This is a genomic window from Psychrobacter sp. AOP3-A1-26, from assembly GCF_052378235.1.
In the GTDB taxonomy this organism is placed as follows: Bacteria; Pseudomonadota; Gammaproteobacteria; order Pseudomonadales; family Moraxellaceae; genus Psychrobacter.
The window spans coordinates 17,881-44,665 of the sequence record NZ_JBQSXN010000018.1; the positions used below are offsets into that span (position 1 = coordinate 17,881).

The following is a 26,785-nucleotide window of genomic DNA, read 5'->3' on the forward strand; positions in this document are numbered from 1 at the left end:
AAGGTAGTTTAAAACGCTTAGACTCGTTCTATCACCATGGCAAGCCCTTGCCCAATGCCAATACATAAACTGACCACCGCGTATTTTTCGCCCGTACGCTGTAGCTCACGCGCCGTACTTAACGCAAGTCTTGCGCCTGATGCACCCAGCGGATGTCCGACGGCAATCGCACCGCCATTGGGGTTGACACGCCTGTCATCAAAATCAATGTCTAAACCTTTTAGACAGCCGAGTACTTGCGAGGCAAATGCTTCATTAATTTCAATAATGGACATATCATCAAGGGTCAAGTCAGCGCGTTTCAACGCCAGTTTAATAGCCTCAACAGGGCCTACGCCCATAATATTCGGCTCAACACCCATAGCACCAGATGACAGAATCTTGGCAATAGGCTTAAAGCCCAACTTTTCTTCTGCCTGCTTAGACCCAATAATCAGCGCCGCTGCGCCATCATTGATACCTGACGCATTACCTGCTGTGACCACCCCACTTTCATTCAACGGTTTAAGTTTTTGCAAGGCCTCAACAGTAGAGCTGGCACGAGGATGCTCATCTTCTACTATTGCTTTTTCTGGTAGTTTTTTACCTTGCGATACCATAATTGGGGTTATTTCATCGTTGAAGAACCCAGCTTGTTTTGCCGCTTGGTATTTAGCTTGCGAGGCTGCTGCAAATTTATCCGCTTCTTCGCGAGTGATACCATATTTGCGAGCGACATTATCACCCGTTTGCGGCATGCTATCGCTACCAAACTGTTTTTCGATGATAGGATTGGGGAAGCGGCTGCCAATGGTGGTATCAAATACTTTAAATTCACGACTAAAAGGCTGCTCGGTTTTGGCAAATACAAAGGGTGCGCGGGTCATGGACTCAACGCCCCCTGCTAAAAATATATCCCCCTCATGACAAGTAATACTACGAGCGGCATCAATGACAGTAGATAGTCCTGAAGCGCATAAGCGATTGACGGTTTGACCGGGTGTTTTGACATCTAATCCTGCCAATAACGCAGCATTGCGGGCGATATTGCGTGAGTCCTCACCAGCTTGATTGGTATTACCGATCAGCACTTCATCAAAGATATCATTAGGTAATTGATGCTTTTCGACCAAAGCTTTCATTACTGTCGCAATCATGTCATCAGGACGAACGGTGGCTAATGCGCCTCCATGGCGACCAAAAGGGCTTCTTAATCCGTCATAAATATAGGCGTCTAACATAACTTTTCCTTGTTGTGTTTTGAGAGTTTGTCTTATTGAAATATATGGTTTCGTAACTGTACTTGGGCGCGCTAAATCATTAATAAGCCATTAGCTTGAATAATTATTTTGCTGAGTAAACAGTGAAACACCTAGGGTGGCGCGGCGTTGCAGCCATGGGCTAGGACGATAACGCGGATCACCCGTTAACCCATACATGCGTTCTAAAATCAGTAAAATTCGCTTGGCACCAAGCTCATTCCCCCATGAGATAGGGCCATACGGATAACCCAATCCAATCTTAACGGCATTATCGATATCTTCAGGAGACGCAATACCTTGCATCGCAATATCACAGCCTAAGTTAATCACCATCGACACGACTCGCTGTGCTACAAAGCCAGTGCTTTCAGTAATTAACGTGGCATCGACACTAGCATTTGAGCCTTCATTCGAGCTTTTATCAAACTTAGATTAACACATGAAGTGCAATATCAAAGAGCAGGTGAAAAAGAGGCCTAGATGCGCTAGCATCAAAGCTACTATCCACCGCCAAAGTGAGATTGCAACCATGAGCTATACACATCTAAGCCTAGAGGAACGATATCAGATTTATGCCCTTAGAGGGGCACAACATAGTATTAAATTTATAGCAGGGGCATTAGGCAGAAGTCCCAGCACCATATCAAGAGAGCTTAGACGCAATAAAAGCCTACGAGGCTACCGAGCAAAGCATGCAGACAACACCGCTAAAGCGAGGCGAGCAAATAATGCCTTCACCATCATTTTAAACGTCTGGGACTGGGTCGTGACTAAGCTTAAACTGCAGTGGAGTCCTGAGCAAATAGCAGGCGTTCATAGTGGAGTCAGTCACATGAGTATCTATCGTTACTTATGGACGGATAAGAGGCAAGGCGGCACGCTATGGCAATATTTAAGACGCAAAGCCAAACCCTATCGTCAAAGGCTTACCACTGAGACTCGTGGGCGTATTAATGACAGGATCTCAATTCATGAGCGCCCTCATGTAGTAAAAGAGCGATCCCGCATCGGTGATTGGGAAGCAGACACCATCATTGGTAAAAACCACAAACAAGCTATCGTGACAGTGGTAGAGCGAAAGACAGGTTTGGTTAAGATGAAGCGAGTGACTAAAAAGAGTGCTCATCTGGTCGCGGATGCGATGGTGGTAATGCTAACTCCAGTGAAACTACACGTTAAGACGATTACGTCCGATAATGGCAAGGAATTTGCGGATCATAAAGCCATTAAGCAAAGACTCTATAGTGGGTTCTACTTTGCTGATGCTTATGCCTCATGGCAACGAGGAACAAACGAAAATACCAATGGCTTGATTAGAGAGTACTTGCCTAAAGGATGTGACTTTAGACAAGTATCTGATGATGAGGTTCAAAACATTGAAGACAGGTTAAACAACAGACCAAGAAAGCGTTTGGGGTTTAAAACGCCAAACCAGATGTTCTATTCTATTACTTAGCGTTGCACTTGGTGTGTTAATCTAGGAAACTTATTATTTCTGCCAAATAGGGCATAAGCTTGCGCTACAAAGTTATCTTGCGTGACGATACTTGGCATGAGAGTACGATGCTTGGATAAGTCAGCCAGCATATCGATGGCAACCGCTTGTTTAGGATTAACCTGATAGCGAATAGCCGCATTGGTGGTATCGTCACCATAAATAGCCAGCAATATCAAACTGTCAGAGTTTGGCTTATCGTTATCGTCGATAGTGATGTTATTAGCGCTTAGATAATCAACCAGTTGTTGTTTATCTTCTGCTAAATCCGCCCCAATCCAAACTGAGAGGTTTGAGATATCGGAATCTGTCTTAAAAGGTAATTGTTTGGAAGGGTCTACTGTTACTTTTTGACCATCTTGTTTTTTATTTTCTGTGTAGTGATAAAAGCCTTCACCGACTTTGCGGCCAAGCTTTTTTCCTATTAGCATTTGACGGGTTAAGGGATGCGGACGATAGCGAGGCTCAGAATAATACTGGTTATAAACAGACTCCATAACTGGATGCGATACGTCGATACCAGTGAGATCAAGCAGCTCAAACGGTCCCATTCGAAAGCCAGCCCCTTCACGTAAAATAAGATCTATATCCTCAAAACTAGCGACTCCCTCGCCTAATATTTTTAAGGCCTCCGTGCCATAAGCTCTGCCGCCATGATTGACAATAAACCCTGGGGTGTCTTTTGCCACTACCCCTAAATGCCCCATGCGTTTGGCTAGAGTTGTAAGCGTCTCTACCACTGAAGGCTTGGTTGAGATACCCGGAATCACTTCAACGATTTTCATTAGCGGCACAGGGTTAAAGAAGTGAAATCCTGCTACGCGCTCTGGGTGCTCACAATCGGAGGCAATCGCGGTCACTGCTAGTGATGAAGTATTGGTCGCCAAAATCGTCTCAGCAGGAACAATGCTTTCTAGTTGTTTAAAAAGCTGTTGTTTTATTTCTAAATTTTCGATAATCGCTTCGATTACGACATCTACCTCGGCAATTTTGGCTATATTTTCAATCACGGTCAGATTGGCTAAAGTAGACTGTAGCTGCTCGTCGGTGAATTTACCTTTGGCCGCTAGTTTTTCGAGGGTCGCTTGAAGGGATTGGCGTCCTTGCTCGGCAGCGCCCGCTTTGGCATCAAATAAAAGTACTTGAATGCCCGCTTGCGCTGCGATTTGGGCGATACCCATACCCATAATGCCTGTACCAATAATGGCCAATGTGTTCACGGTCATAATAATCCTTTATATGCTCTCGTTTTGAAAATTGATTTAGCTATGCCTATGTTTGTCTCAACAAGCTACTGTCCTTTGTATTCAGCACTACGTTTTTCTAAAAAGGCTTTCGCGCCTTCTTTTTGATCTTCTGTATCAAATAAAATCTGAAAGGCTTTACGCTCTAGAGCCAATGCGGCTTGTAGCGGCATGTCTACCCCGAGGTTGGCAACTTCTTTGATTTGAGTTAACGCAATCGGTGAATACCCTGCGAGTTGTTCAGCGATTTCAATAGCACGTTTGATAGTCGCTTCATCTTCGACCACTTCAGAAACCAATCCCATTTGATCCGCTGCATCAGCACTTATCATGTCGCCCGTTAATATCAGCTTCATGGCTTTATGTTTGCCAATCACGCGAAACAGCCGCTGCGTGCCCCCTGCTCCTGGCATCAGCCCAATTTTGATTTCTGGTTGGCCAAACTTAGCCGACTTACCAGCGACGATGATGTCGGCATGCATAGCAAGCTCACAGCCGCCGCCAAGGGCATAACCATTGACCGCTGCAATAATCGGCTTACGGCAATTGGTGATGGCATCCCAATAACGTTCGCTATGACGGAGATACACATCAACCGTTTTTGCGGTTAAGAAATCATTGATATCAGCGCCCGCGGCGAACACTTTGTCACCGCCCGTCAGCACAATAGCTTTAATCTGAGGGTCATCGTTTAATTGGATAAAAATATCTGCCAGTTTCTGACGTAATTCGGTATTTAAAGCATTTCGAACCTTAGGACGATTAAGCCTTATCACGCAAACGCCATTTACTTGCTGCTCAATTAAAATTATTTGCTCTTCCATGATGCCATCCTTTAAATGGTGTCCTTTAATTTAAACAGTGCCCTTAAGCAAAATACGGCAATCCTTAAAACACCTTAAAATTGTGTAATTAATACCGCATAGCGATATCTAGTGCCAATATATACTGTTTATTTCCATTTGTGAAGAGAAGAACCCAGTTAAATTCAGAAATAAACCCTAAATTAAAAATATTTACTCTTAATAAATACCGCATTGCGGTTTTTTAAACCAAAAGTATTGTATTTTAATAAAGTATCCATTATGCTGTTTGTTCGAATTAACCATAAAGTCCCTATTAGCAATATTAGATATTATTTCAACAAGGAAGAACTACATGATTAGAGATAAGGAAGTACTCGACCATATCGTCCAAACTGTTCGTCAGTTTGTAAACAATCAATTGATACCGAAAGAAGATTGGGTAGCAGAAAACGACCGTCTACCAGAAGAGATCATCAGCCAGATGCGTGAATTAGGGCTGTTTGGACTGACCATTCCCGAAGAGTACGGCGGGCTTGGCGTTACTATGGAAGAAGAAGTCACACTGGCATTTGAATTGGGACGCACCTCACCCGCTTTTCGCTCATTAATAGGGACAAATAACGGTATTGGTTCATCTGGTCTTGTGATTGATGGCACCGAAGAACAAAAACGAAAATATCTACCAAGACTTGCCAGTGGTGAAATCATCGGCTCTTTTTGCTTGACCGAACCAGAGTCAGGCTCAGATGCTGCTTCACTCCGAACCACAGCTATTAAAGATGGTGACAACTATGTACTTAATGGCACCAAGCGTTATATAACCAATGCCCCTCAAGCCGGTATATTTACCGTCATGGCACGTACTGACCCTGACAATAAAAGGTCGGGTGGTATTTCAGCATTTATCGTTGAGAGCGATACCCCTGGTATTACGCTTGGCAAAATTGACAAAAAAATGGGGCAAAAAGGCGCTCATACCTGTGATGTGATTTTTGATAACTGCGTCGTTCCTGCTAGCGCTTTAATAGGTGGTGTTGAGGGTGTAGGTTTCAAAACTGCCATGAAAGTCCTTGATAAAGGGCGCTTACATATCGCCGCCGCAAGTACCGGAGCCGCTACTCGAATGCTAGATGATGCGCTACGTTATGCGGTGGAGCGTAAGCAATTTGGGCAACCGATTGCCAACTTTCAGCTTATTCAAGCGATGCTTGCTGATTCAAAAGCAGAGATTTATGCGGCCAAATCTATGGTATTAGATGCTTCACGCCTGCGCGATGAAGGTAAAGACGTCGTTACCGAGTCGTCATGTGCCAAGATGTTTGCCACTGAAATGTGCGGCCGCGTCGCTGATAGAGCGGTACAAATTCATGGCGGTGCTGGTTATATCGCCGACTATGGTATTGAGCGTTTTTATCGTGATGTGCGCTTATATCGTTTATATGAAGGGACTACTCAGATTCAGCAAATCATCATTGCTCGCAATATGATTAAAGAGGTGAGCGAGTAGTTTTCACTTATTTAAATGCTAGTTATTTGATTAGTAACAGGTATTTACATTATTAAAGCGTATTGAGGTATTTGCTGGGATGCAGATACCTGAGTAACGTCACTATACCCATATGCTCATAGTCTTTTACTCTCACAACAATAAGGATATAAATTGTGAAAAGTGCCGCTATAATTTCAAATCCGAGCTTAATTCCTGTGCAAAAACAGCCTTGGAAATTGGCCTTCTTTTTTTGTTTTCTCGTTTTATTATGTGATGGAGCCGATATTGGTATTCTCGCCTTCACACTTTCAAGTATAAAGCTAGAATTTGGGTTGACCAATGTACAAGCGGGCGCTTTAGGCAGTTGGTCCTTATTTGGCATGGCCATCGGTGGGTTTTTCGGTGGTTGGGCCTGTGACCGTTTTGGTCGAGTGCGTGTTATCGTGCTTGCGACAGCGCTCTTCTCCCTTCTGTCTGGCTTTAGTGGATTTGTGCAAAGCTATGAGCAGTTTGTAGCATTAAGATTCACCGCTTGTTTGGGTCTTGGCAGCTTATACATTGCCACCAATACCTTGATGTCTGAGATGGTACCTACCAAACATCGAACGACGGTACTTGCCGCATTGATGACAGGCTTTACCTTAGGGTCTTTGGTTATCACCAGCATCTCAGCTTGGATTATTCCAAGTTATGGTTGGCGCACACTATACCTGTTAACGTTTTTACCTATTATTCTATCGATAGCCATGTACTTTCTTATACCTGAACCAAATTCTTGGAAAGCGGCACGTGCTCTTAAACTCAGTGGGGCAAAAGATTCGCTACAAAAACCTGAAAATCCTTATAAAGCCATATTTGAAAATCCTAAACATCGCATCATGTTCATCTTATGGTCAATGAGTTCAGGTCTTTTATTATTTGGCTATTTCGGGGTCAGCAACTGGCTACCTTCTTACCTAGAAACTGAATTGGGTATCAAATTTAAAGAGATGGCGCTATATATGGCGGGCACTTATCTGACCATGATGTTTGCTAAAGTCGTGGCAGGTTTAGTGGCGGATAAAATTGGGCGTAAAATAGTCTTTGCATTCGGTACTATGGGTACGGCGCTCTTTATTCCAGTATTGGTATATTTCCATACCCCCGAAAACATCGGTTGGCTCATGTTAACCTTTGGTTTCTTATATGGCATCCCTTATGCTATCAATGCCACCTATTTAACAGAAAGCTTTCCTACTGCTATTCGAGGTACTGCTATTGGCGGGGCATTCAATATCGGACGCTTGGGCTCGGTTATTGCACCCGTCGCCATTGGTTATATGGCCATGCAAAACTCTATCGGCGCAGGTTTGTTGCTGATGGCAGGCGCGTACTTCTTATGTGGTCTTATCCCAACCTTGTTCATTAAAGAACAACAGTACGACCCACAAAAGGCGTAATATTACTCAATATATATACCGCATAGCGAAATAGCTTATAATAACTGTGTTAAGAATTTAATGGCATCTTTAATATAGTATGAATAAAGATACCGACTACTATCATATTTATATTAACTTGATTGAGATTAAAAATAATATATGACAACTAAAAACCTTATGGATGAAGGCACTAACAATACAACGCATATTGAATTGCTAGAGCCCATTGCAGAGATGAGAGATCAAAATGACAGGCAATTTGTCACCGCTTTGGCTCGAGGACTTGAGCTGCTGCGTTGTTTTACCCCGCAGCGTCCTTATCTTGGCAACCAAGACTTAAGCCAATTAACAGGGCTTCCGAAAGGCACAATCACGCGTCTCACTTATACCTTAGTCAAGTTAGGATATTTAAAGCAATCGACAAACAGTAGTAAATATCAGCTCTCTGTAGGTGTGTTGGGATTTGGCTATACAATGATGGCGAATATCTCTATCAATAATTTGGTCACGCCGTACATGGAAGAGCTGGCAGATTATGCTAACAGTGCCGTTGCTATGGCAACTCGTGATCGCCTGACGATGGTATATCTCAATGTCGTACAAGGCTCAAGCACCACTACGATGCGGCGCAATGTCGGCTCGTACTTACCTATTCATTTAAGCTCAATGGGAAGAGCCTGTTTGGCCAGTATGCCGCAAGCGGAGCAAGAGTTTATTCTTGATGCTATTCGTACTAAGCATAAAGATGATTGGCTAAAAATTAGGCGAGGACTGGACAAAGCCTTTAAAGATTATGATGATTATGGGTACTGTTTTTCGATTAGTGAATGGCAAAAAGACGTCAATGCAGTTGCCACGGCCTTGATGCATCCGACTGAAGGTCTACTGACCTTTAATTGCGGCGCACCAAACTTTGTCCTTAGCCGTGACAAACTCGAGGAAGATATCGCCCCTCGTCTGTTGCATATGAAAAACAGTATTGAAGACAACCTTTATATCAGCTAAGACGGCACTATTGGTTGTTAATTGGCTATGGATTCAGTGATGATGGTCGTAAGTATTTCATATACCTATTGCAACTTTTAATAAATATGTAAGCCACTTTATATCAATCATGCTCTGCTTTCCATGCACCCATAGAGCCGAGATAAATATCAATATTATCGAACCCTCGGCTTGCTAGCCAACCAGCGGCTACCGTCGCCCGCGCGCCACTGGCACACATCAGAGTATAGTGATGATTTTTATCAAGTTCGTGCCAGCGCTCGTTCAGTTGACCGACATAAATATGCCGTGACCCTTCAATCGCTGTGGCAGCGCGCTCGTCAACGTCTCGAACGTCAAGCAGTGTCCAATTGTTGTCCTCTTTGCCTTTATTATTCATCAAACGTGCTTCAACCTCAGCGGTGTCAATCATAGGGGTTCGTTGCATCTCCTGACCCTGAGCCGCTGCCGGTACTACGCCAACATAACCACCCATAATGTTATCAAAGGCGATTCTTACCAGATGCGCCATTGCCGTGGCAAGCTGCTCTTCATCTGAGGCAATCAGCACCATACTTTCCCCTTCACCGATGAACCAGCCCGCAAAAGCAGATATCATACCGACAGGCAAACTCATTGACCGCGGAAAATGACCAGCAGCATACGCCATTGGCTCGCGAATATCGATCAGATGGTCAGCCGTGCAGCTTTGAAGTTGCTTTAGCGACAGATGACGCGGGCGCATGACCGGCGGTGGCGCCTCACCACCTTCCATATTGAGCCGCTCCATCAGCCTAAAATACGGCGGCTGGTAATGGTTCTCGCTGACTTTAAACTGAATAAAGGCCTCACGATCCGTCATCTGTAAACGTGGGTTATTCACTCTCTCATGGCCGACGGTAGAAAACTCGCGTTCTGCCATGCTTGAGCCGCACACAGATCCCGCACCATGAGCGGGATATATAATCGCCTGACCCCCCAGCGCCAGTATTTTTTGTAGTGAATCATACAGCAGACCCGCGACTTCCTCACGCCGCTCAGGATAAAAGTCAGTTCGACCAACATCTCCCACAAATAAAGCATCACCTGTAAAAACACCCACCGCCTTGTCTGGATAAGCAGTATCGAATAGCGCGTAGGCAAGGTGATCATCGGTATGGCCGGGCGTTTCTAGCACTTGGATTTTAAGCTGGCCAATGGCAAAGCAATCACCGTCACGTACTGTTTGAGCATAGACTATGGGCTGTTCAGGATTGGGCCCATGCAATACAGTTGCCCCTGTCATGTCTGCTAAAATGGGGGCGCCAGAAACCAAATCTTCATTGCGATGGGTTTCAAATATATGGGTAATTTCAAGACCTGCTGCGCGAGCTTTCTCCACATAAATCGCGCAATCACGACGTGGATCTATCACTGCCGCTTGCCCGCCTGATCCCACTAAATAAGACAGATGAGCAAGACCCGGTGTTTTTATTTTTTCGAGCAGCATAGCTGTCTCCTTGTTTGAGGTAGACCAATTTTCAACCGCAGATTGCATTTGATTTTGCGCAAACAAATTATTTTAAATAATCAATTCAAAATAAAGCCGTTTTTATTGGAAAACCTCAAATTCGATAAATGATTAGATGCTTTTAAAGCTAGCACGAATAATTGTCATATATCAATATACAACAACACATATTAACAATTCGCCTTTCGTAGTTGCTCTTTCGTAGTTGCTCTTTCGTAGTTGCTCTTTCGTAGTTGCTCTTTCGTATCTAGAGCCAAGGCTAACGACTTGCGGAAATTTAGAATTATTACGGTATTCTCAGCGAAGACACTTCAATCAAAAATGGCGTCTTTAACGCTTTCTTATATTTTTATAGCATTCTCATTAAACTATCTTAACGCTTTCTTAATAACATCAAGCCTATACTCTTATTTAAGTGCCAACTCCTTTCCATCTCCTACACTAGGCTGGCTAAAAGCATCGATTACGCTCGTCATTTATGGATGAATACTTACGGCTAAATACTAAAAGGAAGCTGGCGATGAGCACTATATTAAGGAATAAAAAATTAGAGAATAAACAAAACCGCTACTTACCGCCGCTCTTAATGTTATTAATTATGGTGAACACCATAGGTGGTAGTTATGCGGCCAGTTATATCATTAATCCGAATAACACAAATGTAAGCTTTGCCATTAAACGTTTTAAAAGTCCTGCTATGACCGGCGGCTTCTATCAGGTCAAAGGACAATTGCAATACGATGCAATTTTAAAAGCAGGTGATATCTCATTAATTATACCTATTAACTCTTTGGATACGGGCAGTAATATTTTTAGCAAAAGTTTAAAAGGGGTCGATTTTTTCGATATAGAGCGCTTTCCCTCTGCTCACTTTCAATCCACCAGCTGGCACTTTAATAAAAGTAAGGTGACGCGTGTAGATGGCAATTTAACCTTACATGGTGTGACCCATCCTATCAGTCTCACCGCCAATGCATTCGACTGTTATCTAAGCGCTACTGCCAAAAATGAGGTTTGTACTGGGGCGTTTTCCACCACGATAGACCGAACCAATTGGAATATAAATAAATATTCATGGTTTGGTCTCAGCAAAAATCTTGATTTAGACGTTCAAGTTGAAGCGATGAAACAGTAGCTATTACGGGCAAATAGTTTTATTTTAGTAAGAGCAATCAAGGATGATTGACTGGCATTATTTGCTTAGGGTTATAAGGATATTATGAAGCCACTTTCTATCACGATGTCAGCATTGGCATTTAGCTTGATTTTTAGCGCGACCTACAGCCCTGATTCGAGCGCTGCTATGGCTAAAGATATGGACCCTCCTATAACTGACTTGCCGGCTAAAATTAGCTTGCCTAATGTCAGCCCTAGTAACAGCGATTTAGCCAATCGCGGCGCTTATGTGGCGCGAACTGCCGATTGTATGGCTTGCCACCGCGAGGATTACAGCGGCGGCGTGGCCATCGAAACGCCTATCGGCGATATTTATTCGACCAATATCACGCCGTCCAAGCGCTATGGCATTGGCAACTATACCAAAGCTGACCTTAAGAAAGCGCTACGTAAGGGTCGTGCCCTAGGTCGTCAGCTGTATCCCGCTATGCCCTATCCGTCCTACCACGGTATGAGCGATGCTGATATCAGTGCCTTATTTGCTTATTTTCAGACTGTTCCTATCGTCGACAAACCACCTGAAAAAGCAACTCATCTACCTTTCCCTTTAAACATTCGCAGCTTAATGCTGGCTTGGAATCTTATCAATGTGCCCGCTACCGAGAATCGTGATGATCTTACGCCAATACAGCAGCGCGGCGAGTATCTGGTTAATAACCTAGAGCACTGCGGTACTTGCCATACGCCGCGCAATCTCACCCAAGGTCTTGATAACGCTCGCTATCTCTCTGGTGCGCCACTTGGTAAATGGTTCGCGCCTAACATCACCCCTGATAATGAGACTGGTATTGGGCGTTGGAGTGAGCGCGACATCGTCATCTATTTGCGTACTGGCAAGCTCGATAAACGGGCTTATGCAGGTGGCCCTATGGCAGAAGCGGTTGCTCATAGTACGCGTTATCTTACTGATGCAGATTTGAGCGCAATGGCCAATTATCTAAAAGTCGTACCCACCATTCAGACGGATGATTATTTGATACCCGTCAATGTTGCAAAGCTGCCAAATCCTATCAGCCCTTCTATTATTTATAACTTACTTGAGCAAAAAGACTATCTGGCCGAGGCAAAAGCCAATGCGACCCCTGCTACTAGTAGCGTAAGCAACAGCTCTATTAATAGTAGCGATTCGCCAAAATCCTTATATCTCACTCACTGCGCTAGTTGTCATGGCGTTGACGGTTATGCGCAGCCTGATGCCCGTTATGCATCCATCGTTGGCTTAAGTAGCATTCGCCGTGCTAAGCCTGACGCGCTTATTGGCGTGATTGCTTTTGGCGCAAAAGGTGCTTTTAATACGGCGCCCAAAATGCCCGGTTTTAAGAAAGACTTAAGCCATACACAGATAGCCCGTATTGCCAATTACGTACGCGTCAATTTCGGCGGTTTGCCTAGTAGCGAAGTCACTGCTGCAGAGGTTAAACGTGTGATCAAAGAGAAAAGCTAAACCTATAGAAACCCAAACCTCCTGACTTTCTCATTGCGTACTACTTATGATAAGCCCGATAAGGATGATTAAATGAAAGACTTGCTGTCCTCCCCGACACGGCGACAACTGCTCGCCATGATAGGTAAAACTGCTGGCGCAACCGCTATGTATCAAGCGATGACTGCATTAGGTTTCGCCTCCGAGTCGAGCTTTAATCAAGAGATAGAGCTGAAAGGCGCACCTGCTGGCGCTAGCATCGTTATCCTTGGTGCAGGATTGGGCGGGCTTACGGCAGCTTACGAGTTACGTAAAGCAGGTTATAAAGTGACGGTACTTGAATACCAAAATCGTGGTGGCGGACGCAGCTGGACGCTAAATAGCGGCGATAAATATACCGAGCTTGGCGGCGAAGAAGTCACTTGCGACTTTAAAAAAGGCAATTACTTCAACGGTGGACCTTGGCGATTGCCCGTGCATCACTATGCGGTGTTTCATTATTGCAAAAAGTTTAATGTCGCCCTGCAACCGTTTATTCAAACCAATGACCGCGCTTATTTGCACCGTACCAATCATTTTAATGGTGCGCCGCAGCGCTTGGGTGAAGTGCAAAGCGATATTCGCGGCTATGTGTCTGAGCTATTATCCAAAGCCGTCAATAAAGGCCGCTTAGATGATACCGTTACTCAAGAGGATAAAGGAAAACTATTAGAAGGTCTTAAAGGTTGGGGTGTGCTGGATAATAATTATCGTTATGTCAAAAGCGCCGAGACCAGTAAACATCGTGGCTATAGCGTTTATCCCGGTGGCGGGCTTATGCCTGCTGCCAAGCCTTCAACACCGATACCGATGCATAAACTATTAGATTCAGGCATGTGGGCGGATCTCTACACCAATTATACCGTTTACGTGCATCAACCCGCGATGTTCCAGCCTGTTGGCGGTATGGGGGAAATTGGCGATGCTTTCACCCGCGTGTGTCGCGATATGATTGAGTTCAATGCCAAAGTCACTAAGATCCATCAAGATGAAAGCGGCGTTACCGTTGATTATGTCGATACAGCTAACGCTAAAAGCAGTAATTCTGAAGGTAGCACTAAAAGCATTCGCGCCGATTGGTGTATTTGCACGATTCCGTTATCGGTATTGACGCAAATTAATATCAATGTGTCAGAGCCGATGAAGCAAGCGATGGCGGCTGTCCCTTACGATAGCTCCTTTAAAGTCGGGCTTGAGTTTAAACGGCGCTTTTGGGAGGAGGACGAATGGATTTATGGCGGCATCACTTATACTGATCTGCCGATTACCCAAATCTCTTATCCTTCCCAAGATTTATTTACCTCAGGGTCGGGCGTGTTACTTGGCGCTTATGGCTTTGGCGAAGCGTCTTATAAGTTTAACTCCTTAACGCCAAAAGAGCGCATCAACGCGGCATTAGAATATGGCAAACGCATTCATCCGCAATATACCAAAGAGTTTCGCTCAGGTACCTCAGTCGCTTGGCATCGTATCCCTTGGTCACTTGGCTGCTATGGGCTTTGGAGTGAGTCAAGCCGCGAGCAATACTACGATACGTTATGTGCCATCGACCACCGAATTGTATTAGCAGGCGAACACTGCTCGCACATTCCTGCTTGGCAAGAAGGCGCCATACTCTCGGGTCTAGATGCCGCCAAACGCTTACATCAAAAAGCTAAAAAACTAGGCTAGTTTAATAAACAACTTTTAAAATCATTGGTTAGCAGACAGTATTTAGTCAGTATAAAATTAAGGTAAGCAGGCATGATAAAAGTAAAATCAAAGCATTTAAACTTATATAAGTCATCTCACTTGCCGGTTATATTAATAATAAGTGGCACGGCTTTTATATCAGGCTGTAGTCAATATACTAAAACCAGCGCTCCTACCATTGCTAGCCTGCAAGCAACGGCGATGGTCTTGGATGACAGTTTTGACAATCAGGCCAGCCGTAATAATGGCGCTTGGGGCGCGGTTTATATGTCCAAAGAAGAGCTTACTCGCCCGCCCATGAATATTGTCGATGTCAGCTCGATAGCAAAGATGAGTAATGATACAAATTTGCAAAAGTGGCTGACCAAATTTGAAGGCAGCGCACAAGGTAAAACGGGGTTTTTTAGTAATGATGGCAAAAAACTTTACGACGACTCTTGCGCAGGCTGTCATATGTCTAAAGGCGAAGGCGCACAAGGAGCGGGTTACTATCCGCCACTCTCGAACAACAGCAAAATGCAGTCTAAATACTACATTATTAGCGTCGTCATCAATGGCTTGCGCGGTATGCCCTCATTTCATAGCATGATGAATGATGAGCAAATCGCAGCGGTCACTCAATATGTACACAGTGATTTAAATGGTTTTACAGATAAAGTGACTGCTGCCAATGTCGCGCAGCTGCGTCATGACTTCCCGCCGGGTGCAGACCCTAGTGAATAATTTTATTATAAAAAATGGTTTTATTGTAAAAACAGCTTCATTAAAGGAATATGGCGATGAATAAAAAAAGTGGCGTTTATCACTGTATTGTCTGTGGGCAAAATTATCCTATAAAAGCCCTTACCCCTATAGGGACCATACGACAGGCAATTACAGAAGAGATTTTACATGATTTCCCTGAATGCTTACCTACAGATTATATTTGCCAAACAGATTTAAGTAAGTATCGAATGCAGTATGTGCACTCATCGCTAACGTCTGAAAAAGGCGAGGTGACCGTTCTTGAATCTGAACTAATTAAAAGCATGCAACAGCATGAACTCATCACCAAAAATATTGATAAGACTCTAGAGCAAAAATGGACTTTCGGTGAACGATTGGCAGATAAAATTGCAACCTTTGGTGGTAGTTGGTCATTTCTCATCTGTTTTGCTATTTTTCTAGCCATTTGGATCATCGTCAATACTGTGGTGATGGTCACCCGTCCTGCTGATCCCTACCCGTTTATTCTATTGAATTTAATATTATCCTGTATCGCTGCCATTCAAGCACCTGTGATTATGATGAGCCAAAACAGGCAAGAAACCAAAGACCGGTTACGTTCAGAAAATGACTATCAAATTAACTTAAAAGCTGAGCTTGAAATCCAACACTTGCATGAAAAATTGGATCATCTTTTAATGCATCAATGGGATAGACTCGCTGAGATACAAGAAATACAACTCGACTTATTATCTGAAATGAGCAAAAAGCAATAGGACAACCTCAATAAAAACTATAACTCTCCCGAGAACTGGTATCGATCGCCTGCATGCCACATCTTCACAAAGGTTAATACTTGACCAGCCGAATAAGTCTGACGACACAATACTAACGTCGGTGACTGAGGGGCAATCTGTAGTGCATCAGCAATCCCATCGGGCGCTGCTAATGCTCGAATGGTGTAGCTACCACGCTCAAGCGGACTCTTAGCAATGAGATAATCACTGGTATTGACCACACTAAAATCTTGCTCAATAAATTCTGGCACTTTTGCCGCATCGACCCAGCGCTCTTCAAACTGTATCGGCTGACCATCCGCAAAATGGATGATTTTTACTTCATATAAAATCGCTGCTACAGCGCTATTAGTATTGTTATCAGTGTCCTTTGAATCATCACCCTTAGAATTAGAAGGTATAACCGCTTCATCAATACCAAATTTACGGCGCATATCATCGTCTAACATGCTTGCAGTAATAGCGCGTTTACTGACCACTTGTGCCTGATAATCGCGATTGGCCGATTTCAAATCTTGAGCAATATTGCGCACTTCTACGAAGGTATGATTAAACTGCTGCTGTGCGACAAATGTCCCCGACCCTTGCCGACGCTCTAATACTCGCTCCTCGCTTAGTTCTTTTAGGGCGCGGTTTACTGTCATTCGCGAGACGCTAAACTCTTCTGCCAGCGCCATTTCGGTGGAGATAGCTGCGCCCGCCTGCCATTTTCCAGAATGAATATTATCTAAGATTGCGTTTTTAATCCGCTGATAGGCTGGAACTGTTTTTGTCATATCACGCTTCACCTTTGTCATGCTTACCTTTAACCACCGAATACAACTATGCAAGTGCTGACATAATATCATGACAATTATCATAATCACCATGAGAGCAGCCAATCGAATAAATCAGTCTTATAAATAATTTAGCTGCTGATAAAAAAATGCTTGCATGAAAAAACTATCTTTGATAATTTGTATATACAAATTAATAATACCACCAAATAATGTTGCCAACAAACGGCAACTAGTAAATTGTATAAACAATCACAAGGATTTGAGTATGACTACCGATAATGGATTGAGCAGAAACGCCACAAGCAACAATAATAAATTCACCCGCCGTGACGAAAGTCGCAATATCGCTGCACCTACTGGCAGTACATTAAACTGCAAAAGTTGGCTGACCGAAGCCCCTTATCGCATGCTACAAAACAACTTACACCCTGACGTCGCTGAAAACCCAAAAAGCTTGGTTGTGTATGGCGGTATCGGACGCGCAGCCCGTAACTGGGAAAGCTATGATCAAATCCTCGCGTCACTCAAAGAATTAGAAGACGATGAGACACTATTAGTGCAATCTGGTAAGCCTGTTGGCGTCTTTCAAACTCATGAAAATGCGCCGCGCGTATTAATTGCCAACTCCAATCTTGTCCCGCGTTGGGCAACGTGGGAGCATTTCAATGAGCTTGATCGCAAAGACTTATTTATGTATGGACAAATGACTGCCGGAAGCTGGATTTATATCGGCACTCAAGGCATCGTCCAAGGCACTTATGAGACTTTTGTCGAAGCTGGTCGTCAGCATTATGATGGCAGCTGGGCAGGACGTTGGATTTTGACCGCTGGTCTTGGCGGTATGGGTGGTGCTCAGCCATTAGCCGCGACCTTTGCTGGCGCGACCTCTCTAAACATCGAGTGCCAGCAGTCTAGTATTGATTTCCGTTTGCGTACGGGTTACGTCGATAAACAAGCTGACAATCTTGACCACGCTTATGAGCTTATTAAACAACATACGGACGCGGGTGAAGCGGTTTCTATCGCCCTACTTGGCAATGCCGCAGACATCTTGCCTGAGATGGTCAAGCGTGCCAATGCAGGCGAGATAAAACCTGACTTGGTCACTGACCAAACCTCAGCTCATGATTTAATCAATGGCTATCTGCCAAGTGGTTGGACAGTTGAAGAGTGGAAAGCGGCACAAGAAAATCCAGAGCAACATGAGGCATTAACCAAAGATGCCGCCGCGTCTTGTGCCGTACACGTACAGGCGATGCTAGACTTGCAAGCAATGGACATTCCAACGACTGATTATGGCAATAACATTCGTCAAGTTGCCTTTGATGAAGGGGTAAAAAATGCCTTTAATTTCCCGGGTTTTGTGCCCGCCTATATTCGTCCGCTGTTTTGCCAAGGTAAAGGGCCATTCCGCTGGGTAGCATTATCAGGCGATCCAGAAGATATCTACAAAACCGATCAAAAGATTAAAGAGCTGTTCCCTGAAAATCAGCATATTCATCGCTGGTTAGACATGGCAAAAGAGCGCATTCAGTTTCAAGGTTTGCCAGCACGTATCTGCTGGTTAGGTCTTGGTGAACGTGACAAAGCAGGTCTTGCTTTTAATCAGATGGTCAAAAACGGTGAATTAAAAGGTCCTATCGTTATCGGTCGTGACCATTTGGATACTGGCTCTGTTGCCAGCCCGAACCGCGAAACAGAAAGTATGAAAGATGGCTCAGATGCGGTGTCAGATTGGGCACTATTGAACGGCATGCTCAATGTCGCAGGCGGTGCCACTTGGGTATCATTGCATCATGGCGGTGGCGTAGGTATGGGGTACTCACAGCACTCAGGCATGGTCATCGTCGCTGATGGTACTGATGCGGCAGCCAAACGCTTGGCACGAGTATTAGTCAATGATTGTGGTTCTGGCGTTATGCGTCATGCAGATGCAGGCTACGAGCTAGCGATTAAAACTGCCAAAGATTATGGCTTAAAGCTACCGATGATTAAATAGAACAAACCACTTTTACACTATAAAAATAAATAACTAGGATAACTCGCATGACCACTATCAAAAAACTAACCCTACACCCGCGCCAATTAAGCTTCGAGATGTTGCGCGATATTTATGAGCGACCTGTCATACTGACACTACCTGAAAGCGCTTATGAAGCGATAGATGCCTCGCATGAAGATGTACAAACGATTATCCGCCGTGATAAGAGCGCTTATGGTATCAATACCGGTTTTGGTCTGTTGGCAAAAACCCGTATCAGTGATGATCAGCTTGAGCTACTCCAGCGTAACCTTATCGTTTCTCACTCAGTGGGTACTGGCGAGGCGCTGCCAGACAATGTAGTTCGGCTAATTATGGTGATGAAAGTTGCAAGCCTCGCGCAAGGCGTCTCTGGCGTCCGCCGCGTCGTGGTCGATAGCCTACTCGGTTTGATTAACAATCAAATTACCCCAAACATTCCGGCTAAAGGCTCCGTTGGCGCCTCTGGTGACTTAGCACCTTTATCGCATATGACACTGGCTATGATGGGCGAAGGCGATGTCTATGTTGGCGGCAAAAAAGTACCTGCTGCTGATGCGTTAGCGCAGCATGGTCTTGAGCCCATTACCCTAGCAGCCAAAGAAGGTCTTGCCCTTATTAACGGTACGCAGGTCTCAACCGCATTGGCATTGCGTGGTTATTTCTTAGCACAAGATTTACTTGAGACAGCCACCATCGTCGGCTCCATGTCTATTGATGCCGCCAAAGGCTCAGATGCCCCATTTGACGCACGTATTCATGAAGTGCGTGGTCATCATGGTCAAATTGAAATTGCCAAAGCGCATCGTCAGCTGATTAAAGGCAGTGCTATCCGTGCCTCCCATGATGGCGAGCAAGACGATAGAGTACAAGACCCTTATTGCTTGCGTTGCCAGCCACAAGTCATGGGCGCTTGCCTTGATATCATCAACCAAGCAGGCAAGACTTTATTAATTGAATCTAACGCGGTAACTGATAACCCACTTATTTTTAACAACGATGATGGTCCTGTTGCTATCTCAGGTGGTAACTTCCATGCTGAGCCAGTTGCCTTTGCCGCAGATATTTTAGCCTTGGCGATTGCTGAGATTGGTTCTATGTCTGAGCGCCGTGTGGCTTTATTGATTGATGCAACCTTGTCAGGTGGCTTACCACCATTCTTAGTTGATAATGCGGGGGTAAACTCAGGCTTTATGATTGCTCATGTGACGGCAGCGGCTCTGGCTTCAGAGAACAAGTCTATCGCCCATCCAGGCAGTGTCGATAGTATTCCAACCTCTGCCAACCAAGAAGACCATGTATCGATGGCCACTTATTGTGCGCGACGCCTATATGAGATGGCGCAAAATACCGCCACCATTATCGGCATTGAGCTCTTGGCTGCTGGTCAAGGTATCGATTTTTACTGTGGACTAGATACCTCAGAGTCGTTACAGACAGCGCATCAGAAACTACGCGAGCAAGTCACTTTTTATGATAAAGATCGCTACCTAGCGCCTGATATTGAAGCAGCAAAGCAACTGGTATTAGATGGTACGCTCACCGAATATTGGCAATCACTGCGTAGCGATTGGTACGAGTCTAAATAGGAAAGTTTTATATATTTAAAATCCACTCTCAATTATCTAATTTTATTGGTGTAGACCATACTAAATTGAGAGTCAGGTTTTATATTATGAAAGGAGGTCTACAATGACAATAGCCGTTAGCCACACTGCAGCTGATATGAGTCGGTGGACAGGACGTGCAGAGCCGTTTGAGTCTGCGCGCGCCCGCTACTGGCATCAAATAGTGAAGCCTTATGCCTTTGATAGCACCAGTCAGCAAAACGGCCAGCGCATTGGACTGGTTGGGTTCGCTTGTGACCAAGGCGTCAGACGTAATCAAGGACGCGTGGGTGCACGAGCTGCGCCGCCCTTGATTCGTCAGGCATTTGCGGCGCTGCCGGTCATCGCTGAGTTACAACAACGCTTTGATGGTCAATTACCAACCCTGCTGGGTGATGCTGGCGATATCCATTGTCATGATAATGATGATTTTGCCGAGCGTACCCTGGAGCAAGCCCAAGTAAAATATGCCGAGAAGATAAGTGATATTATCCAGCAAGGCGGTCTACCTATCGGGCTTGGTGGTGGTCATGCCATTGCTTATGGCAGTTTTTTAGGATTGTGGCAGGCGCTGTCATCAGAAACCTATAAGTCTACTAATGACGTTAGCAATATCGAAAACCATGTCAAAAGCAATGTTGAAAATGATGCAAGCACAATGCCTACCATCGGGGTGATTAACTTTGATGCGCATCTAGATATTCGTCAATCTGATGTCGCCACGTCTGGTACGCCATTTCGCCAGATTGCCGAGCACCTTGATAAACAAGGTCAGCCATTTCACTATTGCTGTATTGGCGTCAGTCGGTTTTCAAATACTGCCGCGCTCTTTGACCGTGCTGAGCAGTTAGGCGTACATATTATCAGTGACGAAGATTGCACCAATAAGAAGTGGAAAAAAATTGCTACTCAAATAGAGACCTTTATCAACGAAGTTGGTGTGGTCTACTTAACTATTGATATGGATTGCTTGCCATCGAGCGTCGTTCCTGGTGTCAGTGCGCCCGCCGCCTATGGTATTAACTTGGCATTCGTTGAGCGCGCGGTCAAACGTATCATGGCATCAGGCAAAGTAAAGATGGCTGATATTGCCGAGATTAACCCGACCTTTGATATTGATGCGCGCAGCTGTAAAGTCGCCGCTCGCCTCTTGGCGACTATTATCGAGCAGCATTTACTCATCACAGAAACGCACTAGCTTCAAAATAAGCAGGAGCACATCATGACTAATACAATAAATCCTACAAATCAAAAGCCTATAAATGATTCTACCCTTACAGCATTTGACCACATCATCATCAATGCCAATCTCGCCACCTTTTCAGCGCTATACGGGTTTGATATTTATAGCGCCAATCAAAGCAATGATCAAAACAACAATCAGAATGAAAGCACGCCTTATGGTCAATTAGGAAACGCTGCTATCGGTATCAAAGACGGCAAAATTGCATGGGTTGGTACGCATGAGCAAATAAAGCCGCATCTTACTCATTATAAAAGCGATCAAATCAAAGACGTTAATAGCAACTGGGTCACGCCCGGACTCATCGATTGCCATACCCATATCGTTTATGGCGGTAACCGCAGCAACGAGTTCGAAGCGCGATTGCAAGGTGCCAGCTATCAAGATATCGCGGCACAAGGTGGCGGCATTGTCTCAACCGTTAGCGCCACCCGCGCAGCGAATGAGGAAGAATTGTTTGCGCAAAGTGAAAAACGTCTGCTCGCGCTCATCAAAGAAGGCGTGACCAGTGTCGAAATCAAATCTGGGTATGGACTGGACTTAGACACTGAGCGCAAAATGCTAAAAGTCGCCCGCGCTCTCGGTGATAAACACAACATTCATGTCAGCACCACTTATTTGGCCGCCCATGCGCTACCATCAGAGTATAAAGACAATGCCGATGACTATATTGAGCAAGTTTGCCAGTGGTTACCAATCTTGCATAGCGAGGGCTTGGTCGATGCGGTCGATGGTTTCTGTGAAAAAATTGCCTTTACTGCTGAGCAGATTAAGCGCGTCTTTGAAGTCGCTCGTTCGTTAGACTTGCCAGTTAAGTTACATTCCGAACAGTTATCAAACATAGGCGCTAGCGCTTTGGTAGCAGCATACCAAGGATTATCAAGCGACCATCTTGAGCACTTAGTAGAAGACGATATTAAAAAAATGGCTGCAAGTAACACGGTAGCCGTGCTATTGCCGGGTGCTTTTTATACCCTGCGTGATACTAAGTTGCCACCGATTGAAGCATTGCGTAAACACCAAGTTCCGATTGCCGTTTCAACCGATTGCAACCCCGGCACTTCGCCACTCACATCGCTGTTATTAGCGATGAATATGGGCTGTACACTATTTTACTTAACCCCTGAAGAAGTGTTGGCAGGCGCAACGGTTCATGCGGCACAAGCGTTAGGTCTCGCCAACAAAGGTAAAATAGAAGTGGGTTACGATGCTGATTTGGCATTATGGGACATCGCGCGCCCTGCTGACCTAGCTTATCAAATGGGGCTAAATCCTATTGCAGGTATTATGGTTCAAGGTCAGTGGCATACCTAAGCAAAGTAATAACTGAACGCATAATATATTCTTAAAACCGTCGTTTAAAAACACAATAACCAATATACTTGCCTCTTTATTCTCCATAAACAGAGAAAAGAATATCAAGCATATTGGTTTTTTTGTTGAAGATTAAGAGGATTCTTAAGTGCTACTACTGTTAAGTGCTACTGGTTTGTTTTAAGTGGTTGCGGTATCAAATGACTCAGCCAATATCACATCGCCATCTTCACGCGTAATCATGACCGTCGCTGAGCGCGGGGTACTGCCACCCGCGACGGCGCCCCAGCTATTGCCTGGATGTTGAATATTAATAAAGAGGGTTTTAAAGTCTGGTGTCATGGTGATACCAGTCACCTCACAACCCTCAGGACCGACGAAAAAGCGTTTGATATTGTCATTGCTGGCAGGCATGCCGACTCGGGTTTGCTGCCCTGCTGAAGTGGTCATAAGCGAACCATCACTGACTTTGCCCGGTAGTGCCGCAAGCAACATACAACTGCTGGTATCCGTATAAGCGCCATCATCTGTCTGAATCCATAACACCCCGCGCGGATCAAAATACAGTCCGTCTGGCGACGATAAATCGTTGTTGTCATTTAGCTGTGATAAGTTCTCCGCTGATAAATCACTTGGCGAGGCAAACAGGTAGATATCCCACTCAAAACTTGTTGCCGCATGATTGCCACCTGCTTCTGCCCAGCGAATGATATGACCATTGTCATTACCGCGCGCTTTGCCGCCAACTTGATAGCTGCGTGGATTCGACGCTGAGAGCGGTTGATCATCACTTACGCCGCGATATTTATTATTGGTCAAGGTCACATATACCTCACCCGTTATCGGGCTGACCGATACCCATTCAGGTCGATCCATCTTAGTCGCCCCAACGACATCAGCAGCGGCACGAGCAAAGACCAATACCTCATCTTGTCCATGAAACGGCAAGACAGTATTAGAGGCATCCAATCCATTTTGACCATGGACAAGTGCTTTCCACGCCCCGCTGCCATCTTCATTAAAAATAGCAACATATAGCGTGCCATCGTCCAAATATTTATTGCCCGCTTTTAAGCCGCCGCCGATATCAGCATTTGACCACGTGGCTTTTGAGACGAATTTATAAATATATTCGCCGCGGGCATCGTCACCCATATAAAAGACCACGGGTTTACCTTGTTCAACAGGCGCATAGGCACAGTTTTCATGAGCAAAACGACCCAATGCCGTGCGTTTTTGCGGTATAGAATGTTGGTCAAAAGGGTCAATCTCGGTGATATAACCAAAGGTATTGAATGCATGACGGTAGTCATCAGCAGCGCTGGCACCGACGGCGGTCATATCCCAACGTGAAAACTCGTCAGGGATTGCAGCATCTTTGGCGTCAGGTGTATGCCACAAATATTCAAAGCCTGGGAAATTCTCCGTTGCCCCGTAGCGTTCACGACCGTAGTTGTGTCCAGTGCTCAATTGATTGGCATCTTGCCCGCGGGCAAAAACCCCTAAAAAGTTCTCTTCTGTGGTCAGATAAGTGCCCCAAGGTGATAGTCCAGCACCGCAGTTATTATTAATGCCGCGAGTTTGAAACCCTGTCGGATCAAACTTGGTCTTAACCAAATCAGATCCTGCAACAGGACCTGTTAATTGGGCAGTCGTACTGCTGGTAATGCGGCGATTGTATTTCGAATTGGGTACCATCTCATAACCCATACCATCAGCGCGGCGGCGCATCTCAACCACAGCGACCCCATGACAGTTGACCTCACGGCGCACGTCGCTTGCGAGGCGACGGTTTTGAAAAATTGCCGCAGCGCTACTATCTTGAATGACATGATAACCAAATGGGCTAAGCTCACTACTGTTTACATACTCATGATTCATCACCAGTAGACCATTCTCTGACGCTTTGGCATCGTACGCATTGCCGTTTTTGCCAAAAAACCACATGCCATCATGGTTGTCACCCATACGCCACTCAAACGACTCAGCGGACTGCTCACGATTGTCTTTCCAATCATCGATACCAGATATCAGCGGCATGCCTAGTGGTAATATCATCTCGGCTTTATAACCTGCTGCCACGCTCATGGTGTCAGCTTTTGAATGCGGTACGGCTGTAAACTTCAAAGTTTCAGGACGTTTTAAGTTACCTTGCGCAGGAATAGCGGCACTGTTATCGTCGCTGGGTTTAACAGGCAAGTTGCTATCATTATCGTCGCTACAGCCGACCAAAGGTAGTGCGCCAAAAAACGCCGCCGCCGTCAACCCTGTGCCACCTTTGAGGATACTGCGGCGATTCATACGGCGATTGATAATGGTTTGAAAGTCAATATTATCAGTCGGGTTAGAGTCTTCAACAACTTCGTGCGCAAGCGTTTGCTTGTTATTCAATGAGGTCATGTTCAGTCACCTTGTTAGGCTGGATTTAGTAGGCTGAGTTGGCATAAAAAATATCGCGGCGTTATCGTTGTAACGACCAAAATACGATTTATGTTTGAGTCTACTGAAACTCCATGACAACTTGATGACAAATTTTTAGATAATAATCTTTAAAAAACCATGCTGTTTTTGATATGTTAATCTAAGCATATAAAGCGCTACGTTATTTATATTTACGTCTTAAGAGCAACCTTCGACCAAATAGATAGCATCTGGTAACCCAATATCAATACTTTCGACCTCTCCCTTTAATAAACTTTGCTTGTCTGCCGTCCACTCTGTTGAGTTAATTCTATAATTATTAAGCTTTTGACCACCCTTGATATGATATTCAATCTGTATGGGCAACTTGTCTTCTTGATTATTCAGCTTGATGTTTTCGGCTTTTAATGTTTCTCCGAGTTGGGGCTCTTCTATCAATTTAAAGTTAACGTTAGCAATCAGGCTATAGTAGTCACCATCAACCGCATACTTATCGACTTCATAAGTCAGCTCGTTATTATGCGCTTTCATCACCTTTGTCACTGAATCACCAACATGGATGTCTGTATAAAAGGGTATGTTTGGAGCCTGAATAGCAATAAGAGCAACTTTGTTATCGATGATTTGATAGAGCAAAGAGGCGCGTTTACCGTACTCTTTATCCACATAGTTCAGTGCTGGATTACTGACGTAATAGCATTGCTCGTTGTCAGTTTTTTCTTTGGTCAGTCCTAGCTCATTTAGTAATTCAGGGGTAATAATCTGCCCAAAGCTTAGCTTTTGGTAGCCTGATGGATTGACGGTTTTATCATTAGATAACTTTTCTGCTTCGTTATTCCGTGCTTTATCCGCATTAGCAGGATTTATAGAACTAGAATTGATAGACGCATTATCTTTCTCAGCCGTATTTTTATCTATATTATCCGTTTGCGCCGTGGCATTATCATTTTCATTTGAATTTGCAGGCTGCGAGTCACAGCCTGCCAGCAGTTGCGCCGTACCGAGCAATACAGTAGTAAATAGTACTGTTTTAATAGTTGCTAAAGATGAGCCTTGGGTAAAATCTAACATGGCAACTCTCCTAAATTTGGATTATCCATATTAATAAAGCATAAACAACCTTCACTACAAAACCGGCGTACCCTGCGTACTAAAAGCAAAGCCTTTATTGCTAAAATTACCAATCATTACCGCCTCGATGACGGGCTTGACGGTTTCATCTACCCCTTCGACTTCAATGATAAACTTTGCCCCAGAGCCCCCTTTATCCTCTTCTTTTTCGACGATATAATTTAACGTCGCCATGGCGGGCAGCTCAATAGTTTCTGTTAAATATGACTTTACAAGGTCGCCATCGGTACTGTAATAATCTATCTTAT

The 26,785-nt window shown here is 44.7% G+C and carries 21 protein-coding genes and 1 pseudogene; 13 read left to right on the plus strand and 9 right to left on the minus strand.

The window, feature by feature from the left end; all coding sequences use genetic code 11:
* Window positions 1-17 precede the first annotated feature (17 nt).
* Together ACT3TU_RS05030 and ACT3TU_RS05035 are read right to left on the minus strand one after the other, a co-directional pair.
* A complete protein-coding gene (locus ACT3TU_RS05030; RefSeq protein ID WP_444784099.1) occupies window positions 18-1,220 on the minus strand; it encodes a 3-oxoadipyl-CoA thiolase in 1,203 nt (400 codons plus the stop codon).
* Between the two features lie 90 nt (window positions 1,221-1,310).
* Window positions 1,311-1,631, minus strand: a pseudogene (locus tag ACT3TU_RS05035) (3-hydroxyacyl-CoA dehydrogenase family protein); the annotation flags it as partial.
* Between the two features lie 139 nt (window positions 1,632-1,770).
* Here ACT3TU_RS05035 and ACT3TU_RS05040 point away from each other — a divergent pair.
* Complete coding sequence (locus ACT3TU_RS05040) at window positions 1,771-2,697, plus strand: IS30 family transposase (RefSeq protein WP_192528957.1); 927 nt, start codon at window positions 1,771-1,773, stop codon at window positions 2,695-2,697.
* Here ACT3TU_RS05040 and ACT3TU_RS05045 read toward each other — a convergent pair.
* Complete coding sequence (locus tag ACT3TU_RS05045) at window positions 2,694-3,962, minus strand: 3-hydroxyacyl-CoA dehydrogenase (RefSeq protein ID WP_444784100.1); 1,269 nt, start codon at window positions 3,960-3,962, stop codon at window positions 2,694-2,696. The genes ACT3TU_RS05040 and ACT3TU_RS05045 overlap by 4 nt on opposite strands.
* A 65-nt stretch (window positions 3,963-4,027) precedes the next feature.
* On the minus strand, window positions 4,028-4,804 hold the full coding sequence (locus ACT3TU_RS05050) for an enoyl-CoA hydratase (RefSeq protein ID WP_413500387.1): 777 nt from the start codon (window positions 4,802-4,804) through the stop codon (window positions 4,028-4,030).
* A gap of 334 nt (window positions 4,805-5,138) precedes the next feature.
* On the opposite strand from ACT3TU_RS05050, the gene ACT3TU_RS05055 reads away from it, so the two are divergent.
* From ACT3TU_RS05055 to ACT3TU_RS05065, 3 genes are all read left to right on the plus strand, one after another.
* On the plus strand, window positions 5,139-6,293 hold the full coding sequence (locus ACT3TU_RS05055; RefSeq protein WP_068407388.1) for an acyl-CoA dehydrogenase family protein: 1,155 nt from the start codon (window positions 5,139-5,141) through the stop codon (window positions 6,291-6,293).
* A gap of 155 nt (window positions 6,294-6,448) precedes the next feature.
* Window positions 6,449-7,714: an MFS transporter gene (locus tag ACT3TU_RS05060; RefSeq protein WP_201625587.1), complete on the plus strand. Its 1,266-nt coding sequence runs from the start codon at window positions 6,449-6,451 to the stop codon at window positions 7,712-7,714.
* Window positions 7,715-7,855: 141 nt separating this feature from the next.
* The gene (locus ACT3TU_RS05065) at window positions 7,856-8,701 is read left to right on the plus strand and encodes an IclR family transcriptional regulator (RefSeq protein WP_201625588.1); all 846 of its coding nucleotides are present in this window, start codon (window positions 7,856-7,858) and stop codon (window positions 8,699-8,701) included.
* 103 nt (window positions 8,702-8,804) lie between these two features.
* Here ACT3TU_RS05065 and ACT3TU_RS05070 read toward each other — a convergent pair whose 3' ends face one another.
* A complete protein-coding gene (locus tag ACT3TU_RS05070; protein ID WP_444784101.1) occupies window positions 8,805-10,169 on the minus strand; it encodes an MBL fold metallo-hydrolase in 1,365 nt (454 codons plus the stop codon).
* 541 nt (window positions 10,170-10,710) lie between these two features.
* On the opposite strand from ACT3TU_RS05070, the gene ACT3TU_RS05075 reads away from it, so the two are divergent.
* The 5 genes from ACT3TU_RS05075 (at window position 10,711) to ACT3TU_RS05095 (ending at window position 16,001) form a co-directional block, all read left to right on the plus strand.
* A complete protein-coding gene (locus tag ACT3TU_RS05075; protein ID WP_444784102.1) occupies window positions 10,711-11,325 on the plus strand; it encodes a YceI family protein in 615 nt (204 codons plus the stop codon).
* 84 nt (window positions 11,326-11,409) lie between these two features.
* Entirely contained in the window at window positions 11,410-12,810 is a 1,401-nt protein-coding gene (locus ACT3TU_RS05080; protein ID WP_444784103.1) for a cytochrome c, read from the plus strand.
* Window positions 12,811-12,882: 72 nt separating this feature from the next.
* The gene (locus ACT3TU_RS05085; protein ID WP_444784104.1) at window positions 12,883-14,499 is read left to right on the plus strand and encodes a flavin monoamine oxidase family protein; all 1,617 of its coding nucleotides are present in this window, start codon (window positions 12,883-12,885) and stop codon (window positions 14,497-14,499) included.
* Window positions 14,500-14,571: 72 nt separating this feature from the next.
* Window positions 14,572-15,243, plus strand: a complete 672-nt coding sequence (locus ACT3TU_RS05090; protein WP_444784105.1) for a c-type cytochrome — start codon at window positions 14,572-14,574, stop codon at window positions 15,241-15,243.
* Window positions 15,244-15,299: 56 nt separating this feature from the next.
* Window positions 15,300-16,001, plus strand: a complete 702-nt coding sequence (locus ACT3TU_RS05095) for a DUF1003 domain-containing protein (RefSeq protein WP_444784106.1) — start codon at window positions 15,300-15,302, stop codon at window positions 15,999-16,001.
* Window positions 16,002-16,018: 17 nt separating this feature from the next.
* Here the strand turns inward: ACT3TU_RS05095 and ACT3TU_RS05100 are convergent, their stop codons facing one another.
* Window positions 16,019-16,798 (minus strand): UTRA domain-containing protein, encoded by a 780-nt coding sequence (locus ACT3TU_RS05100; RefSeq protein ID WP_444784107.1) that lies wholly within the window; start codon window positions 16,796-16,798, stop codon window positions 16,019-16,021.
* A gap of 268 nt (window positions 16,799-17,066) precedes the next feature.
* Here ACT3TU_RS05100 and hutU point away from each other — a divergent pair, with 268 nt between their 5' ends.
* From hutU to hutI, 4 genes are all read left to right on the plus strand, one after another.
* Window positions 17,067-18,800 (plus strand): urocanate hydratase, encoded by a 1,734-nt coding sequence (hutU, locus tag ACT3TU_RS05105; protein ID WP_192529270.1) that lies wholly within the window; start codon window positions 17,067-17,069, stop codon window positions 18,798-18,800.
* Between the two features lie 47 nt (window positions 18,801-18,847).
* Window positions 18,848-20,410: a histidine ammonia-lyase gene (gene hutH / locus ACT3TU_RS05110; RefSeq protein ID WP_192529271.1), complete on the plus strand. Its 1,563-nt coding sequence runs from the start codon at window positions 18,848-18,850 to the stop codon at window positions 20,408-20,410.
* Between the two features lie 103 nt (window positions 20,411-20,513).
* Window positions 20,514-21,626: a formimidoylglutamase gene (locus ACT3TU_RS05115; RefSeq protein ID WP_192529272.1), complete on the plus strand. Its 1,113-nt coding sequence runs from the start codon at window positions 20,514-20,516 to the stop codon at window positions 21,624-21,626.
* A 24-nt stretch (window positions 21,627-21,650) separates the two neighbouring features.
* Complete coding sequence (gene hutI, locus ACT3TU_RS05120; RefSeq protein ID WP_192529273.1) at window positions 21,651-22,985, plus strand: imidazolonepropionase; 1,335 nt, start codon at window positions 21,651-21,653, stop codon at window positions 22,983-22,985.
* A gap of 180 nt (window positions 22,986-23,165) precedes the next feature.
* Here the strand turns inward: hutI and ACT3TU_RS05125 are convergent, their stop codons facing one another.
* The 3 genes from ACT3TU_RS05125 to ACT3TU_RS05135 all read right to left on the minus strand — a co-directional run.
* Window positions 23,166-25,385, minus strand: a complete 2,220-nt coding sequence (locus tag ACT3TU_RS05125) for a PhoX family protein (RefSeq protein WP_192529274.1) — start codon at window positions 25,383-25,385, stop codon at window positions 23,166-23,168.
* 219 nt (window positions 25,386-25,604) lie between these two features.
* Window positions 25,605-26,477 (minus strand): hypothetical protein, encoded by an 873-nt coding sequence (locus ACT3TU_RS05130; protein WP_192529275.1) that lies wholly within the window; start codon window positions 26,475-26,477, stop codon window positions 25,605-25,607.
* 54 nt (window positions 26,478-26,531) lie between these two features.
* A partial coding sequence (locus ACT3TU_RS05135) for a DUF3124 domain-containing protein (RefSeq protein ID WP_444784108.1) occupies window positions 26,532-26,785 on the minus strand: 254 nt, incomplete at its 5' end.